Raw genomic sequence first — 19,328 nt, 5'->3', positions numbered from 1 at the left:
CTTTATGGAGTCTGATTTTATCTATGCATTTCAATTGCATAGACTGTCATAAATGTTTCACTGAACTGACATAAAAGCTCTTGTCATCAGAGGCTAAAGAATGCGTGCCGCTGACAGAGACGGCACCGTCAAAGGGCCGTTCAGGCCCCACCCAGACAGTTATAAGCCCGGGAGACTATTATGAACGCTTTTAAACTCACGGTCGCTGCACTTGCTGCTTCCGCCGCTTTCGCAGGCGCGGCTGTTGCTCGCGACCAGGTCCAGGTCAGTGGTTCGTCCACCGTTCTGCCTTACGCCAAGATCGTTGCCGAAACCTTCGGCGAAACCTTCAAGGACTTCAAGACGCCGGTCGTTGAATCCGGTGGTACGGGCGCTGGCCTCAAGGAATTCTGCAAGGGCGTAGGCCCTGACACGATCGACGTTGCCAACGCTTCGCGTCCGATCAACGCCAAGGAACTGGAAGCCTGCAAGACCGCCGGCGTTACCGACATCCAGGAAGTCAAGATCGGCTACGACGGCATCGTCTTCGCAACCGACTCGTCCAACCCTGACGTCGCTTACGAGCCGGCCGACCTCTACAAGGCTCTCGCCGCTCAGGTTGTTGTCGACGGCAAGCTCGTCGCAAACCCCTACAAGAAGTGGTCTGAAGTCAACTCGAAGCTCCCGGCTGTTGATATCGCTGCCTACATCCCCGGCGAAAAGCACGGCACCCGCGAAGTGTTCGAACTGAACGTTCTCGCTGCTGGCTGCAAGGATAGCGGCGCTCTCGAAGTGATCTCCAAGGAAATCGCTGACAAGGCTGCCCAGAGCAAGGCTTGCGTTGCAGTTCGTAAGGACGGCGCTGCAGTCGACATCGACGGCGACTATCCGGAAACGCTGGCACGCATCGCTGCCAACAAGACCGGTGTTGGCGTATTCGGCCTCTCCTTCTACGAAAATAACGCTGACAAGCTGAAGGTCGCTACCGTCAAGGGTATCGTTCCGAGCCCGGAAACGATCGCTGACGGCACCTACCCGGTTTCCCGTCCGCTGTTCTTCTACGTGAAGAAGGCTCACCTGGGCGTTATCCCGGGCCTGAAGGAATACGTAAACTTCTTCGTATCCGACCAGATGGTTGGCCCTGACAGCCCGCTCGTCGAGTACGGCCTGGTTGCTGCTCCGGACGCTGAGCGCGAAGCGACCCGCAAGGCAGTCGAAGACGGCAAGACCATGTAATAATCTTTGCCGGCGCGATCCAAAGGGTCGCGCCGGCATCGCCTTTGTCCGCTCTACGGGAGCGGTGAAGCTGAACTACTCCATGATTGGAAGCCGAGATGGCCGAAGCGCCGTTTCGCTCTTGGGGGCCGAGGGCCTGGGGGACCTTAACGAATGAGTACATCCGTCTTACTCTTGTGCCTCGTTGTGCTTGGCGCGGTTGCCTTTGTGGCAGCACGCAGCCGCGCGACGGCGCTTGCCGGAGGTAAATCCTCGGCACTGCACTCCCGGCCTGGCTACTACGGTGCCTATGCCGCAATCTGGGCTATCCTGCCTGCGCTCATCGTTCTGTGCGCCTGGCTTGCCATCAGCCCCTCCATTATCGAGTCCTCCGTTCGCGGCGGTTTTCCTGAAGACGTAAAGGCTCAGCCGGCCGCTCAGCAGAACCTGAACTACGGCATGGTCAGCGCCATCGCCCGCGGTCTGCCGCTGCTCGCGAGCGAAGACGTTGCCGCAGGCGTCGGCGATCCCGCCGGTCTCCAGGCCAAGCTCGCTGCCAAGGGCGTTCCGCTCGCCGGCGTGCCGCAGCCTTACATGATCGAAGGCGCGCAGAAGCTGAACACCGAGAGCGGCATCAGCCGCTTGATCATGACGCTGGTCGTTCTGGCACTCGGCGTCGCCGGTGGCTTTTATGCCCTGCGCGAAGTCGCTCCCCGTTTCCGGGCCCGCAACCGCGTCGAGCGCGTTATGCTCTGGGGTCTGCTGCTTGCATCCTCCATCGCCATCCTGACCACTGTCGGCATCGTCATGTCGATGCTGACGGAAGCGGCCCACTTCTTCGCTGAAGTTCCGGCCGCCGACTTCTTCTTCGGCACGGTCTGGGATCCGCGCTTTGCCGGCGCCGGCAGCTCGTCCTTCGGCCAGTTCGGTCTCATCCCGCTGCTGCTCGGCACGCTCTACATCGGCTTCGTCGCCATGCTGGTCGCCGTTCCGGTCGGTCTCTTCGCGGCCATCTACATGGCGGAATACGCGGCTCCGAAGGTTCGCGGTATCGCCAAGCCGCTGCTCGAAGTCCTGGCCGGTATCCCGACCATCGTCTACGGCTTCTTCGCCCTCGTCACCGTCGGCCCCTTCCTGCGCGACCTCTCGTCCCAGGTGAACGGCCTTCTGACCGGCGACTACAGCAACTTCATCCAGGCACAGAGCGTTCTGACCGCCGGTATCGTCATGGGCATCATGCTGATCCCATACGTCTCCTCGCTCTCCGACGACATCATCACCGCCGTGCCGCGCGCTCTGCGTGACGGTTCGCTCGGTCTCGGTGCCACGCGTTCGGAAACGATCAAGAAGGTCGTTCTCCCCGCCGCCCTGCCGGGTATCGTCGGCGCTCTTCTGATGACCGCTTCGCGTGCCATCGGCGAGACCATGATCGTCGTGCTTGCAGCCGGTGTTGCAGCCCGCATCCAGATCAACCCTTTCGAGCCGATGACGACGGTGACGGTCAAGATCGTCAACCAGCTGACGGGTGACCTTGAGTTCACCTCGCCGCAGACGCTGGTTGCCTTCGCGCTTGGCATCACGCTGTTCTTCATCACGCTTTGCCTTAACATCTACGCGCTCTTCATTGTGCGCAAATACCGGGAGCAGTACGAATGACGGACGTTGTTTCCTCCGGACAGGGCGTCGTCGTCTCCAAGGCGCCGGCCCGCCGCGACATCGGCATCAAGCGTCGCTACGCCGCCGAACGCCGCTTCCAGGCCTATGGCATCGCTGCCATCTCCTTCGGTCTGATCTTCCTGGCCATCCTGCTCACGACGGTTATCCGTCAGGGCTACACGGCCTTCGCGCAGACCTCGATCACCCTGCCGATCGAGTTCTCCGAAAAGGTGCTCGACCCCAACAACAAGCGTGCCACCGACCCCTCGGTGCTGATCGCCGCCAACTATCCGGTGCTGATCCGCGACGCCATGGTCAAGACGCTCGGCATCAACGCCCAGAGCCGTCCGGAAACGCGTGATGCCACCGCGATGATCTCCAAGGGTGCGCCGATCGTGCTCCGCGACATGGTCGTCGCCGATCCGTCGCTCATCGGCAAGACGGTCAACGTCACGCTTCTCGCCGACGCCAATGTCGACTCGGCCAACAAGGGCCAGATCGACCTGACGGTTGACGAGAAGAACCGCAAGGTCAACGACCGCCAGGTCGGCTGGATGCAGCAGATGGCCGCCAGCGGCACGCTCCACAAGGAGTTCAACACCGGCCTCTTCGTCAACGGCAACTCCAGCCGTCCGGAAGCCGCAGGTCTGGGCGTCGCCCTCATCGGCTCGCTCTACCTGATGTTGATCGTTCTTGCCCTGTCGCTGCCGATCGGTGTTGCCGCTTCGATCTATCTCGAAGAGTTCGCGCCGAAGAACAAGCTGACCGACCTGATCGAGGTCAACATCAACAACCTCGCGGCCGTTCCTTCGATCGTCTACGGTCTGCTCGGTCTCGCCGTCTTCATCAACTTCGCAGGCCTGCCGCGCTCCGCGTCGCTGGTCGGCGGTCTGGTGCTGACGCTGATGACGCTGCCGACCATCATCATCGCCACCCGCGCGGCACTGCGCGCTGTGCCCCCTTCGATCCGCGCGGCCGCTCTCGGCCTCGGGGCTTCGAAGATGCAGATGGTGTTCCACCACGTTCTGCCGCTGGCAATGCCTGGCATCCTGACCGGCACCATCATCGGTCTGGCGCACGCGCTCGGTGAAACCGCGCCGCTGCTCCTGATCGGCATGGTCGCCTTCGTTGCCAATGCGCCTGCCACCCCGATGGATCCCTCCACGGCTCTGCCAGTGCAGGTTTACATGTGGGCAAACGAAGCCGAACGCGCCTTTGTCGAGCGCACGTCTGGCGCCATCATCGTCCTGCTCCTGTTCCTGATCGTCATGAACCTCGGAGCCATCCTCTTGCGTCGTCGCTTTGAGCGCCGCTGGTAAACGGAGTAAACATCATGAACATGTTGACGGAAGCAGCAGTTGAGAAGGCGCTAGACCAGAAGATGAATACCATTCCGTATAAAATGATCGGCCAGGACGTCTCGGTTTATTACGGCGAAAAGCGCGCGCTTTTCGACGTGAAGCTGAACATCCGCGAAAACACCGTGACGGCTCTCATCGGTCCGTCGGGCTGCGGCAAGTCCACCTTCCTGCGCAGCCTGAACCGCATGAACGACACGATCGACAACTGCCGCGTCACCGGCAAGATCACGCTCGATGGCGATGATATCTACGATCCGGATATCGACGTCGTCGAACTGCGCGCCCGCGTCGGCATGGTGTTCCAGAAGCCGAACCCGTTCCCGAAGTCGATCTACGAAAACGTCGCCTACGGCCCGCGCATCCACGGTCTCGCCAAGGCGAAGGCCGACATGGACGTCATCGTCGAGCAGAGCCTGCAGCGCGCCGGCCTGTGGAACGAAGTCAAGGACCGCGTGCATGAAGGCGGCACCGGCCTTTCGGGCGGCCAGCAGCAGCGTCTGTGCATCGCGCGTGCGATTGCCGTCAGCCCCGAAGTCATCCTGATGGACGAGCCCTGCTCGGCGCTCGACCCGATCGCGACCGCCAAGGTCGAGGAGCTCATCCACGAGCTGCGCGAAGCCTACACGATCGTCATCGTCACGCACTCGATGCAGCAGGCAGCCCGCGTTTCGCAGCGCACCGCCATGTTCCACCTCGGCAACCTCGTCGAGGAGAACGATACCGACAAGATGTTCACCAACCCGGATGATCCGCGCACCCAGGATTACATCATGGGCCGCTTCGGCTGATCTCCGAAACCGGTAAACCTCAGGACATTCAAGGATAAGCCCCATGGCATCGACACATATCTATTCCGCCTACGACGATGATCTCAAGTTCCTGACGCGCCGCATATCCGAAATGGGCGGCCTCGCGGAACAGATGGTCGGCGACGCTGTTCGCGCGCTCGTCAACGGCGACACTTCGCTCGCCCAGAAGGTCATCTCCGACGACGTGATCCTCGATCACGCCGAGCGCGAGATCGGCGAAAAGGCGATCATCACCATCGCCCGCCGCCAGCCGATGGCCGCCGACCTTCGCGAAATCATGGGTTCGATCCGCATCGCGGCCGATCTCGAGCGCGTCGGCGATCTCGGCAAGAACACCGCCAAGCGCGTCATCGCTGTTCAGAGCACCGGCGTTCCGCGCAAGCTCGCCCGTGGCCTCGAGCATCTCTCCGAACTGGCACTCGTCCAGCTCAAGGAGGTTCTCGACGTCTACACCAGCCGCGTTGCAGATCGTGCCAAGTCGATCCGAGAGCGCGACGAGGAAATCGACGCGATGTACACCTCGCTGTTCCGCGAGATGCTGACCTACATGATGGAAGATCCGCGCAACATCACCAGCTGCACGCATCTCCTGTTCTGCGCCAAGAACATCGAGCGCATCGGCGACCACGCCACCAACATCGCAGAGACCATCTACTACATGGCTACCGGCGCCCAGCCGGAAGGCGAGCGTCCGAAGGACGACACCGCCAACACCGTCGGCGCGGTCACGGAATAAGCGTTCCGGACCCACGCCCCCAGGAGACCGAGACGAATGATCCCAAGAGTAGCAGTCGTTGAAGACGAAGAAGCACTGAGCGTGCTTCTTCGCTATAACCTTGAGGCCGAAGGCTTCGAAGTCGATACCATCCTTCGCGGTGACGAGGCCGAGATCCGGCTGCAGGAACGCACGCCTGACCTTTTGATCCTCGATTGGATGCTGCCCGGCGTATCCGGCATCGAGCTCTGCCGTCGCCTGCGCATGCGCCCGGAGACGGAGCGCCTGCCGATCATCATGCTGACCGCCCGTGGCGAGGAAAGCGAACGTGTTCGCGGCCTGTCGACCGGCGCCGACGACTATGTCGTCAAGCCGTTCTCGACACCTGAGCTCGTTGCCCGCGTCAAGGCGATGCTGCGCCGCGCCAAGCCGGAAGTGCTGTCCTCGCTGCTGAAGTGCGGCGATATCGAACTCGATCGCGAAACCCACCGCGTTCACCGCAAGAGCCGCGAAGTCCGCCTCGGACCGACCGAATTCCGCCTACTGGAATTCTTGATGTCGTCGCCGGGCCGCGTCTTCTCCCGCTCGCAGCTGCTCGATGGCGTCTGGGGCCATGACATCTATGTCGACGAGCGCACCGTCGACGTTCACGTCGGCCGCCTGCGCAAGGCGCTCAACTTCTCGAACATGCAGGATGTCATCCGCACCGTTCGCGGCGCTGGTTATTCGATGGAAGCGTAAGACGCTTCCATTTCATCCGGTCCAACGAAAAACGGGCCCCGCGAGGGCCCGTTTTCTTGTGTTCCTTATCCGGCTTTCCGGGTCATGCGACCCGGTTGGCGGCCTTGCGGCGCTCGTTGACCGGCTGGTAGGCCATGCGCTGGTGATAGGTGCAGTACGGCGAGTTGTCAGGGGACTCGCAGCCGCAGAAGTGGAAGTCATCCGTCAGCGGATCGCCGACCGGCCACTTGCACGTACGCTCGGTCAGTTCCGTGAGGCCTAGGCGGCGCGAGATCGGAACGACAACGTTGGAAGCCGGACGGTAACGGACTTCCTCGATCGCATCGATGTCCATCTCTTCCTTGAGAGCCACTGCGCCCTGCGGGCGGGCAACGGCGCGGCTTGGCGAGATGCGTGCGGAATTGAAGCTGTTGGCGGGGCGCGGGGTCGAAACCGCCGGGCGCTTCGGTGCCCGCGTCGCCGTGGTCGTGCCGCCGGCCTTGGCGCGGCCAGGCAGGTTCAGGCGGTGGACCTTGCCGATGACGGCGTTGCGGCTTACACCGCCAAGTTGTGCCGCAATCTGGCTGGCGCTCAGGCCTTCGGCCCAAAGCTTCTTCAGTCTCTCAACGCGCTCGTCTGTCCAGTTCATGCCCTGTCTCCGCCTTATTGCGTTGGTGTAGGCAGAATCCTTCACCCATGGCGCGGACGTGTCCGGACCAAGAAACGCTTGCTCGATTTTGGTGACTAGTTCCGCCGCATGCAGTCTAGTAATTGAGTTTTAACCTAGAGTGAGGGCGACTCCGTGACAAGAGTCGGTTGAATCGCGGCGAATCGATTTCTCGGTTTTCCCCAACTTGCTGGGTGGTAGAGTCATTTCTGCAACATTAGCTGTTGATAGCTCGCCGGCGCCCCGATGCTTGCTTGACGCATGCGACAAAAGCTCAGTTTTGTTGACATCGCACTGCGAAAAGACAATAGTGCCCCTCGCCGCCGAAAGGCGGCATTTTTCATTTCCGGGCACCCGCTTTTTAGCCGGAGTCCGGGCCATTGTTGAGCGAATGACAGGAGATCGCGCCATGGCTGAAGCCGCGCCGCTTTATGATACCTACTCTCGTGCCCCGCTGCGGTTCGAGCGAGGAGAGGGCGTGTGGCTGATCACCGAAACTGGTGAGCGATATCTCGATTTCGGCGCGGGCGTTGCCGTGACCTCCGTCGGCCATAGCCACCCGCACGTCGTCGGCGCGCTGAAGGATCAGGCCGAGAAGGTCTGGCACCTTTCCAACATTTACGAGATCCCCGGCCAGGAGCGCTTCGCCAAGCGGCTGACGGATGCAACCTTCGCGGATAAGGTGTTCTTCACCAATTCCGGCGCCGAGGCTCTGGAGTGCGCGATCAAGACCGCGCGCCGCTACCAGTATTCGAAGGGCCATCCCGAGCGCTTCCACATCATCACCTTCGAAGGCGCCTTCCACGGCCGCACGCTGGCAACGATCGCCGCCGGCGGCCAGGAAAAGTATCTCGAAGGCTTCGGCCCCAAGACGCCCGGTTTCGACCAGGTGCCCTTCGGCGATATCGAAGCCGTCCGTGCCGCCATCACCGATGCCACGGCCGGTATCCTGATCGAGCCGGTACAGGGCGAGGGCGGTATCCGCCCGGCAACCACGGAATTCATGAAGGCGCTGCGCCAGCTCTGCGACGAACACGGCCTGCTTCTGATCCTCGACGAGGTTCAGTCCGGCGTTGGCCGCACCGGCAAGCTCTTCGCGCATGAATGGTCCGGCGTCACGCCCGACATCATGGCGGTCGCCAAGGGCATCGGCGGTGGTTTCCCGCTCGGCGCCTGCCTTGCAACAGCTGAAGCAGCCTCCGGCATGAAGGCCGGCACCCATGGCTCGACCTATGGCGGCAACCCGCTCGCCATGGCCGTCGGCAATGCCGTGCTCGATGTCCTCCTCGAGGAAGGCTTCCTGCGCCACGTCAATGACGTCGCGCTCGTCTTCCGTCAGGGCCTCGCATCGCTGAAGGATCGTTTCCCCGATGTGATCGAGGACATCCGCGGCGAAGGCCTTATGCTCGGCGTCAAGGCGGCCGTTCCGTCGACTGAGCTCCTGCAGGCCATCCGCGCTGCCAACCTGCTGGCCATTCCGGCCGGCGACAACGTCATCCGTTTGCTTCCTCCGCTCGTCGTCACCGCTGACGAAGCCCGCGAAGGCCTCGCGCGTCTCGAACGCGCCGCCGAGAGCGTGCGCGCCAAGGCAAAGAAGACGGCTTGAATGGATGGATGCCCGGCCGGATGGCGGGCGTAACAGGTTAAGGACAGATGGCTTCCCCAAAACACTTTCTCGATCTCTCCGCGGTAACCTCCTCCGACCTCAGGGTCATCATGGATGACGCCAAGACCCGCAAGCAGGCCTTCAAGGCCGGCCAGGGCGACAAGCCGCTGGCAGGCAAGATGCTGGCGATGATCTTCGAAAAGCCCTCGACCCGCACGCGCGTCTCCTTCGACGTCGGCATGCGCCAGCTCGGCGGCGAAACGCTGTTCCTCTCGGGCACCGAAATGCAGCTCGGCCGCGCAGAGACGATTGGCGACACTGCCAAGGTCCTGTCGCGCTATGTCGACGCGATCATGATCCGCACCACCGACCATGCGCGCATGCTGGAGCTCGCCGAACACGCGACCGTCCCCGTCATCAACGCGCTGACGGATGATACCCATCCCTGCCAGATCATGGCCGATATCATGACCTTCGAAGAGCATCGCGGCCCCATCAAGGGCAAGACGATCGCCTGGATGGGCGATGGTAACAACGTGCTGCATTCGCTGGTCGAAGGCGCTGCCCGTTTCGGCTATCGCATGAACATGGCGGTACCCCTTGGTTCCGAGCCGAAGGATCACTATCTGAACTGGGCCCGCAATGAGGGTGCCGAGATCATGCTGAGCCATGATGCAGACCGTGCGGTCGCCGGCGCCGATTGCGTGGTGACCGATACCTGGGTCTCCATGAATCAGGAACATCGGGCCCGGGGTCACAACGTCTTCCAGCCTTATCAGGTCAATTCGGCTTTGATGGCACAGGCCGACAAGGATGCATTGTTCATGCATTGCCTGCCGGCCCATCGTGGTGAGGAAGTTACCGACGAAGTGATCGACGGCCCGCAATCCGTGGTCTTCGATGAAGCGGAAAACCGTCTTCATGCGCAGAAGTCGATTCTTGCTTGGTGCCTGGGCGCGATCTGAACCATACTGGAGGCCACATCGGGCCGGACAGGCCCGTGGCCGCGCTGGCGGATGGACGGGCTCGTCCGCTGCCCTCAGACTAGGAGAAGACCATGGCAGAAGCTGCAGCCACTCTCGGCGAATTCGATTTCGCCGGTGATGATCATGTCGTTCCGTTTCAGGTGGAAGGCCTGGATGTGCGCGGTCGCGCCGTCCAGCTCGGCCCGATGCTGGATGCGATCCTCGATCGCCACAACTATCCCGCGCCCGTCGCCCGCCTGCTGGCCGAAGTCATCGCGCTGACGGTGCTGCTTGGCACGTCGCTGAAGTTCGAAGGCAAGTTCACCGTGCAGACGAAGAGCGACGGCCCGGTCGATCTGCTTGTCGCCGACTTCTCGACGCCCGAGAACGTGCGCGCCTACGCCCGCTTTGACCAGACGCTTCTGGACGAGGCGGTTGCCGCCGGTCGCGCCGAACCCGAGCAGTTGCTCGGCAAGGGCATGTTGGCGTTCACCATCGACCAGGGCAAGTTCAGCCAGCCTTACCAGGGCATCGTCGCGCTCGACGGTGCTACGCTGGAAGACATTGCCGGCACCTACTTCCGCCAGTCGGAACAGATCCCGACGCGCGTGCGCCTCGCCGCCGCCGAACTGTTCGACCGCGACGAAGCCGGCAAGCCGCGTCATCGCTGGCGGGCAGGGGGCCTCGTTGCCCAGTTTCTGCCGGAAGCGCCCGAGCGCATGCGCCAGGCCGACCTGCATGGTGGCGATGGCGACGAAGGTACCGTCCAGCATGCGGAAGACGATGCATGGGCCGAAGCGCGTTCGCTGGTGGAGACCATCGACGCCGACGAGCTGACCGATCCGCAGGTCGGTGTCGAACGCCTGCTGTTCCGGCTGTTCCATGAGCGCGGCGTGCGCGTCTACGAGCCGCGCGAAGTGTTCGACCGCTGCTCCTGCTCGCGCGAGAAGATCAAGGGCGTGCTCAAGGGCTTCTCCGCCGAGGAGATCGAAGCGAGTCAGGAAGAGGGCAAGATCGCGGTCACCTGCGAATTCTGCTCGACGACCTATCGTTTCGAGGCCGAAGAGCTTGCGCAGGCGGCTGAGTAACCCGAAGCATGTCGTGCAAAAGTGTGCAGCGGTTTTGCGGCACCGACATGCGACAAAAAAAGGTTAGTTCAGCACTCTGAGCAGGCCGGGTGAATCAAGAGAGAAGGCGGGGATTTCCACCTGGAAGACCTCGCCTTTATCGGTTTCCATCTGGTAATGGCCGAACATCAGGCCCGATGGCGTATCGAGCGGGCAGCCCGATGAATATTCGTAGGTATCACCGGGGCTAAGCGTCGGCTGTTCGCCGACAACGCCCGCGCCGCTCACTTCGTCGACGACGCCGTTCTGGTCGGTAATGTTCCAATAGCGGTTGACGAGGCGTACCGTAAGGTCCGAATTGTTGCTGATGACGATGCGGTAGCCCCACACATAGCGGTCGTCGTCCGGGTCGGATTGCTCCTCCAGGTAAAAGGGCTCGACCACCACTTCAATATCTCGTGTCAGGGCGCGGTACATGCCTACACCATAATAAGAATACCTTACTGGTATCTTATAAGAGGTGCGGCAGGTCAATAAACCAGGCCGGAATCCGCAATCAATTGGCTGTAAGCGCGAAAAATTCGCGCGTTAAGACTAATGCAGCTCCCGCTCAGCGCGAGTAAATTGCAGAAATGCCCGTTTAAATGCCGGCCGGATCACATCGACCCGGCCGGCTATTCTTGATCAGGCCTTGATCTTGGAGAGCGCCTGCGCGAAATCCTCGATCAGGTCGTCGGTATCCTCGATACCAGCCGACAGGCGCACGGTGCCGGGCGAAATGCCGAGTTCGGCGCGGGCCTCGTCCGTCAGGTTCTTGTGCGTGGTCGTCGCCGGATGCGTGATCAGGCTCTTCGCATCGCCGAGATTGTTGGAGATCTTAACGATCTCGAGCGCGTTCTGCAGCGCGAACGCCGCTTCCTTGCCGCCCTTGAGTTCGATCGCCACCAGCGTCGAGCCACCCTTCATCTGCTTGGCGACGATATCGGCCTGCGGATGGTCCTTGCGGCCGGGATAGATCACCTTGGCGACCTGCTTCTGCTCGGCCAGGAAGTCGGCGATCTTGCCGGCGTTCTCGGTCTGCTGCTTGACGCGCAGCGGCAGCGTCTCGAGACCCTTCAGCAGCGTCCACGCCGTGAACGGCGACATGGCCGGGCCGGTGTGGCGATAATAGTCTTGCAGATGCTCGTTGACCCACTCCGTATCCGAGAGGATCACGCCGCCGAGGCTGCGGCCCTGGCCGTCGATATGCTTGGTTGCGGAATAGACGACGATATGGGCGCCGAGTTCCAGCGGCTTCTGGAAGATCGGCGTCGCGAAGACGTTGTCGACCACGACCTTGGCGCCGATCTGGTTGGCGAGCTTGGCAACGCCGGCGATATCGACCACTTCGAGCGTCGGGTTGGTCGGGCTTTCCAGGAAGAACACCTTGGTGTTCGGGCGGATCGCCTTTTCCCAGTTCTCAAGATAGCGGCCGTCGACCAGCGTGCACTCGATGCCGTACTTCGGCGCCAGCGTCTCGACAACCCAGCGGCAGGAGCCGAAGAGCGCGCGGGCGGCCACGATATGATCGCCGGCCTTCACCTGGCAGAGGATGGCGGCTGCGACGGCTGCCATGCCCGATGCGGTGGCGCGGGCTTCTTCCGCACCTTCCATCGCGCACATGCGCTTTTCGAACATGTCGTTGGTCGGGCTGCCGTAGCGGGCGTAAATATAGCCCTCGGTCTCTCCCTTGAAGCGCGCCTCGGCGGCTTCCGCTGTATCGTAGACAAACCCTTGCGTGAGGTAGATCGCCTCGGAGGTCTCGCTATACTGCGAGCGCAGCGTTCCGCCGTGGACCAGTTGGGTTGCCGGGCGCCAAGTCTTGCTCATGAATCACCACTTTCGAACACAAAAAAACCGGCCGCAAATGCAGACCGGTTTCAACCCGGTCTATTTAGCCACTTGTTTAACGTGGCTGCAAGCCGACCGGCCAAATCACCACGGGATAAAGCTGCAATACTGCTGTTGCGCGCTTGCGTCAATTCCTCGATTTTGGTTTTGTCTGCGGCAAATTATGGATGGGGCATGATGGCTCGCGAAACAGGAATATTGGCAGACCGCGCGATTGCCGCGTTGTTCGAGACGGGGCGCCTCGTCGCGGAGCGCGAGCTCGACAGCGACCAGATCCAGCCGGCGAGCCTTGATCTGCGTCTCGGTGCCAAGGCCTTCCGCGTCCGCGCCAGCTTCATGCCGGGTCCGAACAGCCTCGTCTCCGACAAGCTCGACCGATTGAGCCTGCATGTCGTCGACCTCTCGGAAGGCGCGGTGCTCGAAACCGGCTGCGTCTACATCGTCCCGCTCATGGAGCGCCTCGATCTTCCGGCCGACATGTCGGCCTCGGCCAACCCGAAAAGCTCGACCGGCCGCCTCGATATCTTCACCCGCGTCATCACCGATTACGCGCAGGAATTCGACAAGATCCCGGCCGGCTATTCCGGCCCGCTCTATCTCGAAATCTCGCCGCGCACCTTCCCGATCGTCGTGCGTCGCGGCTCGCGCCTGTCGCAAATCCGCTTCCGCATCGGCCAGTCGCTGCTCGGCGAGCCGGAACTGCTGGCGCTGCACGATGCCGAGACGCTGGTCGCCAGCGCCAGGCCCAACGTCTCGGGTGGCGGCATCGCACTGTCGATCGATCTCGCCGGCGACAAGGACGGCCTGATCGGCTATCGCGGCAAGCACCACACGGCGGTCGTCGACGTCGACAAGAAGGCCCAGCACGATATCTTCGATTTCTGGGAGCCGATCTACAGCCGCGGTCGCAACGAACTGATCCTCGATCCCGATGAGTTCTACATCCTCGTCTCGCGCGAAGCGGTCCACGTGCCCCCGCATTACGCCGCCGAGATGACGCCCTTCGACCCGCTGGTCGGCGAATTCCGCGTCCACTACGCCGGCTTCTTCGACCCCGGCTTCGGCCACGCCCCCGCCGGCGGCCGCGGCAGCCGCGCCGTCCTTGAAGTGCGCAGCCACGAGGTCCCCTTCATCCTCGAAGACGGCCAGATCGTCGGCCGCCTGGTCTACGAGCACATGCAGGAACACCCCGAAAGCCTCTACGGCACCGGCCTCGGCTCCAACTACCAGGCTCAAGGCCTCAAGCTCTCCAAGCACTTCCGGATATGAACAGCCTCACGCTGAAGTCGCCAACGCCGCTTGACACCGACCGCCATCTGTTGGAAATCTGCGCGTAACGCGGGTGTAGCTCAATGGTAGAGCAGCAGCTTCCCAAGCTGAATACGAGGGTTCGATTCCCTTCACCCGCTCCAGCTATCTAAGTATGTCTCGAGGCTGCAATAAGTAGACTATCTTCCGAGTTGCCTTCTCGCGTACATCTGCTTTTCGATACCAGTCATCCGCAAACGCCAATTTGTTAGCTCTATGCTGATTCCGTAATGCAGGGCGATTTCGTCTGGGGTCATTCCGCTCGTTCTAAAACGCATCAGGCCGTCTCTTGGTGCAAGAATTGCTCCCGCAAGCCAGTCGGCCTCATCCTCGAATTCTGCAGGATAGTCGCTTAGCAACAACAAACCGGCGTCTGAACGATCAACCCTGTTAGGCTTGTGGCGCAGTTCTATATGTGCCCATTCATGCATCATGGTATTCGCCTGCCTGGCAGGCGGATGAATGTTGTTTATAATAACCGCGGTCGCGCCACCTTCTCGAATCGTGACGCCCGACCAACTATCTGGGTCAATCGACGTCAATTGATTTAGGTGATCAGCCGCTATTCCAGGAACTTCAAGTGGTGACCAAACCACGAAGCCAAGGGACTCAAGGAATTGTTTGGCGTCGATCCGGTCGAAAGCAGACAGCTTCAATTTCTGTCGGTGAGCTAACGAGAGTCTCTCGGCTTGAGATTTAAAACCATGGCGCATTTCGCTAAAGGTTCTCGCGGTCCCGCAACGCCTGCTGGGCCGCAACTATCATACCTCCCAGCGCCACGGCCGTATCAATAGACAGAGTTTTCTTTTTACGAAGATGAACGCTTGCCGGTTGAGCTTCTTCGCCGCTGGGCTGCATCCCTAGAAATGTTGCAGGGTCTTCGCCCAGCCATCTGCATATCGCTGCGAATGTTGCAAGGTCCGGAACATTGCCATTTTCGATTCGTGAAAGGGTCGCCGGGCTAATGCCAATTTCGGTGGCAGCGGCTCGGACGCCGACGGCGCCCCGGCGAGCGGAAATCATTTCTCCCAGCTTTTCAATAGCTAAGCTCATAGTGGTCCCAAGTCGAGATTCATTGTTGACGCGCCATCCGAGTCGCACTATCGTTTCATATGTGAGACGGATTATGTTTCGTAAGAGAAACGTCCAACTTATGAAACATACCGAATCATGATTGGATTCTGCGGTCAAGTTAAATGTGGATCGGGGATTCCCGTCGTTGAAACGCAACTAAAGAAAGCGAAGCCCGAAATGGCAAATAAGGAAGTCACTAGCGCCAAAGCCGCATCAGCTGCAGCTAAGGTACTCCGCAATCCCAACTCCAGTCCTGCCGCCAAAACAGCAGCGGCATCGGCTCTTACTCAGCGCCCAAATAAGAAGTGATGGCGCCGACACGGAGATCGGGCCAAGCTATTGGCCCGATCTTCTTCCAACGTTTGAAAGGAGCTACAGATGCGCATTCAAGGTGCAATCATCCGCGAGCAGGGGCAGACGTTTGCAGTAGTCGTAGTAAAGCCCCACATTGTTCACAATCAGATCGAGGCGGCACGAGCCGTGCGGACCTTCACTCCCATATTCGGCGTTCCAGTCGTCTTGTTTGCTCAGGACAGTCGAGGTAGGCCGACCTACTTTGGACGCCAAGACATCGCGAATTTTATGTCGCATGTACCGATTCACATGGTGCGATGGCAGAAGTACACCATCAATTGAGCTTTACCAGCATCTCTGCATTGGTGAAGATAATGCCCCGGTGGCGTCGGCTACTCTTATTGCTCAGATCCGGTGTCGTCGTTGTTGCCTGACGCCATAGTCGATCGCAGCGCGACCGCCGGCGTTGCCCCCACCCTAACGCTTTCCGCGTACTTGACGAATCCCTAATGAACGTGGTTAATTTTTAACTATTCTCCGGTACATGGAACTTGGACGGCGCTCTGGCCGTTACTGGCGCACACGAGGAGGAATAGCGAAATGCTCTTGAAGATCTTCACCGCAAAGCGCGATGTCGTCGACGCCGATGACACCGGTACCTACGCGGATGGCTACCATATGCCGGAACTCGACGTTGCCGCGTACAAGCGCAGCGACCGCCGTTCTTCCTACGAGCGCGATTATGGTCGTGGTCGCAAGGTTGAAGAGATTTCGCTCGGTCTCGTCTAAAAGATCGATCACATAGCGGATAAAGTCGGCATTTGCCGAAATGAAAATGGGCGGCCTTGAGCCGCCCATTTCATGTTTGCGAGAGCCTTGTGGCGGCTCAGAACTCCGTCCAGTCGTCGTCCTTCTTGTCGGCGGAAGACGTGCCGCCGAAGGCGTTGGCGAGCTTCTGCCCGAGGGCGAGCGCCGGCGAGGAGGTCGGTCGCGTAACGCCCGAGGTGGCGATCCGCACCGGTGCCTTGCGGGTCAAGACGGGCTTGGCCGGGCGCGGCGCCAGGGGCTCGTTGGCGTCCGGAACCACCCGTGGCGTGAACGACACGGTGCTGCCGCCGGTGCCGGTCAGCTTGAACTGGTCGAGCAGGGTGTTGAGTGCGGCGGCCTCGGTGGCGAGCTTATGGCTGGCGGCGGTGCTTTCCTCCACCATCGCGGCGTTCTGCTGCGTGCCCTGGTCCATCGTGTTGACCGCGGTGTTGATCTCTTGCAGCCCGATCGATTGCTCGCGTGCGGCCTCGGCGATCGCGTTGACGTGCTGGTTGATCTCCTGCACCTCATGCACGATCTCTTCGAGCGCCTTGCCGGTCTCGCCGACCAGCGAAACGCCCGATTTCACCTGGTTGCCTGAAGTGAGGATCAGCGACTGGATTTCGCGCGCGGCGTTGGCGGAGCGTTGCGCGAGTTCGCGCACTTCCTGCGCGACAACAGCGAAACCCTTGCCCGCTTCACCGGCGCGTGCCGCTTCCACGCCCGCGTTCAGCGCGAGAAGATTGGTCTGGAAGGCGATATCATCAATCACGCCGATGATGTTGCCGATCGATGCCGAGGACTGTTCGATCTGCTGCATGGCATTGACCGCCTTGCGCACGACTTCGCCGGACCGCTCTGCGCTGTGGCGGGTTTTCGACACCAGCGTGCGCGCTTCTTCCGCCCGGCGCGCGGCATCCTTCACCGTGGTGGTGATCTCTTCCAGCGCCGCCGCCGTCTCTTCGACGGAGGCTGCCTGCTGCTCGGTGCGGCGCGAAAGCTGGTCGGCAGACGAGCGGATCTCGCCGGCGCCGGCCGTGATCGCGCGGGCGTTGTCGCCCACGGTCTGCATCGTTTCGTTGAGCTTGAAGATCGAGTTGTTGAAGTCCTGGCGCAGGCTGTCCAGGCTGCCTTCGAACGGCGTGTTGATCTGCGAGATCAGGTCGCCGGCGGCAAGCTTGCGCAGGCCGTCGCCGAGCGCGCTGACGGTGCGCGAGAGATCGGCCGCCTCGGTGGCGCGCTGCGCTTCGATTTCGCGCCGCTCGCTGTCGGTGAGATTGCGGTTGCGCTCCGCCTCGCGCTCGAGGCGAACGCGCTCGATGGCGTTGTCGCGGAAGATCGAGACCGCGGCCGCCATCTCGCCCACTTCGTCCTGCCGGTCCATGCCGTCGACGGCGCTTGCCGTCTCGCCCTCGGCAAGCCGCGTCATGCGCTGGCGAAGCCGGGCCATCGGCGCTGCAATGCCGGCCTGCGCAATCCAGATGCTGAGCCCGATCGCGGCAAGCACGGCGAGCCCGATCAGCACGAAACAGGAAAGGATACGGCTGTTGACCGTGGCCGAAAGCGCGTCGCCGCCATCGTTGAGCTGAACCATCAGCGCGTCATTGTTGGCGATCATCTTCGGCGTGACGATCGAGAGCTTGGCGTTAAGCTCCGCCGCCGTGGCCTGCGCACCGGTGCGGTCGCCGGCCTTGGCCTGATCGAACACCTTTTTCGAGAGCGCGTCCATCTCGTCGATGCCGGCGATGATCTCGTCGATCGCGGGCTTGCGGTTCGGCACGAGGTCGGCCGCCTGCTGCAGGCGCTCGCGCGCTTGCGGCATCTTGCTGGGTGCGGCGATCGCGGCGTCGAAGTCGGGCGTGCCGGGGGTGAGGTCGGAGACGACGGTTGCCTGCAGAACGGCTGCGGTGGCAGACGCGCTGGCGCGAGACGCCTGCATCGCCGCAAGCGCTTCATGGTCGATGAAGGCGCTATAGGCGGCATCGGCGCCGCGGAATTCCTCGACGACATAGACAAGACCGCCGATCGCGATGACGCCGAGAAGCGCAACGACCGAGATGATCTTGGTGCGGATTTTGAAGTTTTTCAGCATGAATGGGCCCATGGGCTGCGGCCAGGGAGATGGCCGGATACGATCGTTTTCAAGAACAGGCGGTTTCGAAGGCAGAGCTGGCGCTTGTGGCGCCGTGAGAGATGCCGGCTAAGGCTCGACAGGCGCATCATGCATTCGGTCAGGAACCGGTGTCGTCGAACGCGACTAGAATCCATATTGCTTAAGACGAAACTAACACATCCAGAGGTCCACAGAATTTAAGTGGACCGGCTCATGGCGAGGGGACAGAGGCCGCGCGCACCGGTTGCGGGGAGACCGTCGGCAGATGCGGGGTCTTGTCCCAGAAGAACGGCTTGAAATGCAGCTGGAAGACCGCGCGCCACGCAGCGCCCGAGATCATCATCCAGTAAAGGGGAAGGGCGACCCAGCGCCAGCCGACCTTTCGCTTCTCGTCACGCAGCATGGCGCGCCGGCCGAGCACCAGCAGGATGACATAGCTTCCAAGCATGTTGGCGACGTCGATCAGAAACAGCAGCGCATCAAGGGTGGCGGCTTCGGGGAAACCGAGCATCATGTAGCTGGCGGTGGTGAGGATCAGCATGACCATCCATGGATGCGTCAGCGAAGCGACGAGCATGCCGCCAACAAGCACCTGGAAGACGAGGAACGGCCAGATCCCCATCTCGCGCACAAGCGTGCCGGGCGCGCGCATCATCACCAGCCACGTCTGCAGCCAGCCCTTGAACCACCGTGTGCGCTGGTTCAGCCAGACCTTGCGCGTCGTCGGCGCGTCCTCGTAGGTCGGGCAGTCGATCACGCCGCAGCGGTAGCCGAGCCTGTAGAGCCGCAGGCCGAGATCGGCATCTTCAGTCACGTTATAGGGATCCCACCCGCCGCACGCCTTGAGATCGGCGACACGCAGATGGTTTGAGGTGCCGCCGAGCGGCATTGGCAACCGGTGCTTCGCAAGCATCGGAAGCAGCAGCCGAAACAGCGCCGCGTATTCGAGCGCAAAGGCGGCGCTGATCCACGAGCTCCCGACATTGGAGATGATCAGCGGCGCCTGCAGGCAGGCGACATCATCGCGGCTGGCGCAGAAGCCCGCATAGGCCGCGCGCAACTGGTCGGGGTGCGGCCTATCC

The 19,328-nt window shown here is 61.5% G+C and carries 19 protein-coding genes, 1 tRNA gene and 1 riboswitch; of the genes, 13 read left to right on the top strand and 7 right to left on the bottom strand.

Going from position 1 to position 19,328, the window contains the following annotated elements:
• Positions 1-180: 180 nt before the first annotated feature.
• From B3605_RS18305 to phoB, 6 genes are all read left to right on the top strand, one after another.
• Complete coding sequence (locus B3605_RS18305; RefSeq protein ID WP_112940958.1) at positions 181-1,215, top strand: substrate-binding domain-containing protein; 1,035 nt, start codon at positions 181-183, stop codon at positions 1,213-1,215.
• Between the two features lie 153 nt (positions 1,216-1,368).
• Positions 1,369-2,850: a phosphate ABC transporter permease subunit PstC gene (pstC, locus tag B3605_RS18300; protein ID WP_112940957.1), complete on the top strand. Its 1,482-nt coding sequence runs from the start codon at positions 1,369-1,371 to the stop codon at positions 2,848-2,850.
• Complete coding sequence (gene pstA / locus B3605_RS18295) at positions 2,847-4,169, top strand: phosphate ABC transporter permease PstA (protein WP_047507228.1); 1,323 nt, start codon at positions 2,847-2,849, stop codon at positions 4,167-4,169. The genes pstC and pstA overlap by 4 nt, the downstream gene beginning before the upstream one ends.
• 14 nt (positions 4,170-4,183) lie before the next feature.
• Positions 4,184-4,999, top strand: coding sequence for a phosphate ABC transporter ATP-binding protein PstB (gene pstB, locus B3605_RS18290; protein ID WP_018898305.1), 816 nt, complete (start codon positions 4,184-4,186; stop codon positions 4,997-4,999).
• A 43-nt stretch (positions 5,000-5,042) separates the two neighbouring features.
• Positions 5,043-5,756: a phosphate signaling complex protein PhoU gene (gene phoU, locus B3605_RS18285; RefSeq protein WP_018898306.1), complete on the top strand. Its 714-nt coding sequence runs from the start codon at positions 5,043-5,045 to the stop codon at positions 5,754-5,756.
• A gap of 36 nt (positions 5,757-5,792) precedes the next feature.
• Entirely contained in the window at positions 5,793-6,476 is a 684-nt protein-coding gene (gene phoB / locus B3605_RS18280; protein WP_018898307.1) for a phosphate regulon transcriptional regulator PhoB, read from the top strand.
• Between the two features lie 82 nt (positions 6,477-6,558).
• Here the strand turns inward: phoB and B3605_RS18275 are convergent, their stop codons facing one another.
• Positions 6,559-7,104, bottom strand: coding sequence for a GcrA family cell cycle regulator (locus B3605_RS18275; protein ID WP_112940956.1), 546 nt, complete (start codon positions 7,102-7,104; stop codon positions 6,559-6,561).
• 427 nt (positions 7,105-7,531) lie between these two features.
• On the opposite strand from B3605_RS18275, the gene B3605_RS18270 reads away from it, so the two are divergent.
• From B3605_RS18270 to B3605_RS18260, 3 genes are all read left to right on the top strand, one after another.
• Positions 7,532-8,728: an aspartate aminotransferase family protein gene (locus tag B3605_RS18270; protein ID WP_112940955.1), complete on the top strand. Its 1,197-nt coding sequence runs from the start codon at positions 7,532-7,534 to the stop codon at positions 8,726-8,728.
• A 47-nt stretch (positions 8,729-8,775) separates the two neighbouring features.
• Positions 8,776-9,693: an ornithine carbamoyltransferase gene (gene argF / locus B3605_RS18265; protein WP_026282967.1), complete on the top strand. Its 918-nt coding sequence runs from the start codon at positions 8,776-8,778 to the stop codon at positions 9,691-9,693.
• A 92-nt stretch (positions 9,694-9,785) separates the two neighbouring features.
• Positions 9,786-10,781 carry an Hsp33 family molecular chaperone gene (locus tag B3605_RS18260; RefSeq protein ID WP_112940954.1) on the top strand — a complete coding sequence of 332 codons (996 nt, stop codon included), beginning with the start codon at positions 9,786-9,788 and terminating at the stop codon, positions 10,779-10,781.
• A 63-nt stretch (positions 10,782-10,844) separates the two neighbouring features.
• On the opposite strand, the gene apaG is transcribed toward B3605_RS18260, so the two are convergent.
• Together apaG and B3605_RS18250 are read right to left on the bottom strand one after the other, a co-directional pair.
• Entirely contained in the window at positions 10,845-11,237 is a 393-nt protein-coding gene (gene apaG / locus B3605_RS18255; protein ID WP_026282968.1) for a Co2+/Mg2+ efflux protein ApaG, read from the bottom strand.
• Positions 11,238-11,444: 207 nt separating this feature from the next.
• Entirely contained in the window at positions 11,445-12,629 is a 1,185-nt protein-coding gene (locus B3605_RS18250; protein ID WP_112940953.1) for an O-succinylhomoserine sulfhydrylase, read from the bottom strand.
• Positions 12,630-12,672: 43 nt separating this feature from the next.
• A riboswitch (SAM riboswitch) is annotated at positions 12,673-12,751 on the bottom strand.
• A gap of 73 nt (positions 12,752-12,824) precedes the next feature.
• Between B3605_RS18250 and B3605_RS18245 the strand changes: the two genes are divergently transcribed.
• Together B3605_RS18245 and B3605_RS18240 are read left to right on the top strand one after the other, a co-directional pair.
• Entirely contained in the window at positions 12,825-13,919 is a 1,095-nt protein-coding gene (locus B3605_RS18245) for a 2'-deoxycytidine 5'-triphosphate deaminase (RefSeq protein ID WP_162725039.1), read from the top strand.
• A 69-nt stretch (positions 13,920-13,988) separates the two neighbouring features.
• A tRNA-Gly gene (locus tag B3605_RS18240) sits at positions 13,989-14,062 on the top strand.
• 36 nt (positions 14,063-14,098) lie between these two features.
• Here the strand turns inward: B3605_RS18240 and B3605_RS18235 are convergent.
• Both B3605_RS18235 and B3605_RS18230 read right to left on the bottom strand, forming a co-directional pair.
• The gene (locus B3605_RS18235; protein WP_210208041.1) at positions 14,099-14,614 is read right to left on the bottom strand and encodes an ImmA/IrrE family metallo-endopeptidase; all 516 of its coding nucleotides are present in this window, start codon (positions 14,612-14,614) and stop codon (positions 14,099-14,101) included.
• A 61-nt stretch (positions 14,615-14,675) separates the two neighbouring features.
• The gene (locus B3605_RS18230; RefSeq protein ID WP_112940952.1) at positions 14,676-15,011 is read right to left on the bottom strand and encodes a helix-turn-helix domain-containing protein; all 336 of its coding nucleotides are present in this window, start codon (positions 15,009-15,011) and stop codon (positions 14,676-14,678) included.
• 399 nt (positions 15,012-15,410) lie between these two features.
• On the opposite strand from B3605_RS18230, the gene B3605_RS18225 reads away from it, so the two are divergent.
• Together B3605_RS18225 and B3605_RS18220 are read left to right on the top strand one after the other, a co-directional pair.
• The gene (locus tag B3605_RS18225) at positions 15,411-15,668 is read left to right on the top strand and encodes a hypothetical protein (RefSeq protein WP_112940950.1); all 258 of its coding nucleotides are present in this window, start codon (positions 15,411-15,413) and stop codon (positions 15,666-15,668) included.
• 258 nt (positions 15,669-15,926) lie between these two features.
• Positions 15,927-16,115 carry a hypothetical protein gene (locus tag B3605_RS18220; protein ID WP_018898317.1) on the top strand — a complete coding sequence of 63 codons (189 nt, stop codon included), beginning with the start codon at positions 15,927-15,929 and terminating at the stop codon, positions 16,113-16,115.
• Between the two features lie 97 nt (positions 16,116-16,212).
• Here B3605_RS18220 and B3605_RS18215 read toward each other — a convergent pair whose 3' ends face one another.
• The gene (locus B3605_RS18215) at positions 16,213-18,225 is read right to left on the bottom strand and encodes a methyl-accepting chemotaxis protein (RefSeq protein ID WP_112941025.1); all 2,013 of its coding nucleotides are present in this window, start codon (positions 18,223-18,225) and stop codon (positions 16,213-16,215) included.
• A 232-nt stretch (positions 18,226-18,457) separates the two neighbouring features.
• On the bottom strand, positions 18,458-19,328 hold an 871-nt coding region (locus B3605_RS18210; RefSeq protein WP_296435424.1), incomplete at its 5' end, for a glycosyltransferase family 2 protein.

This window comes from Rhizobium sp. UBA1881 (assembly GCF_002338015.1).
Lineage (GTDB): Bacteria > Pseudomonadota > Alphaproteobacteria > Rhizobiales > Rhizobiaceae > Rhizobium.
This window is presented reverse-complemented; position numbering and strand designations above follow the sequence as displayed.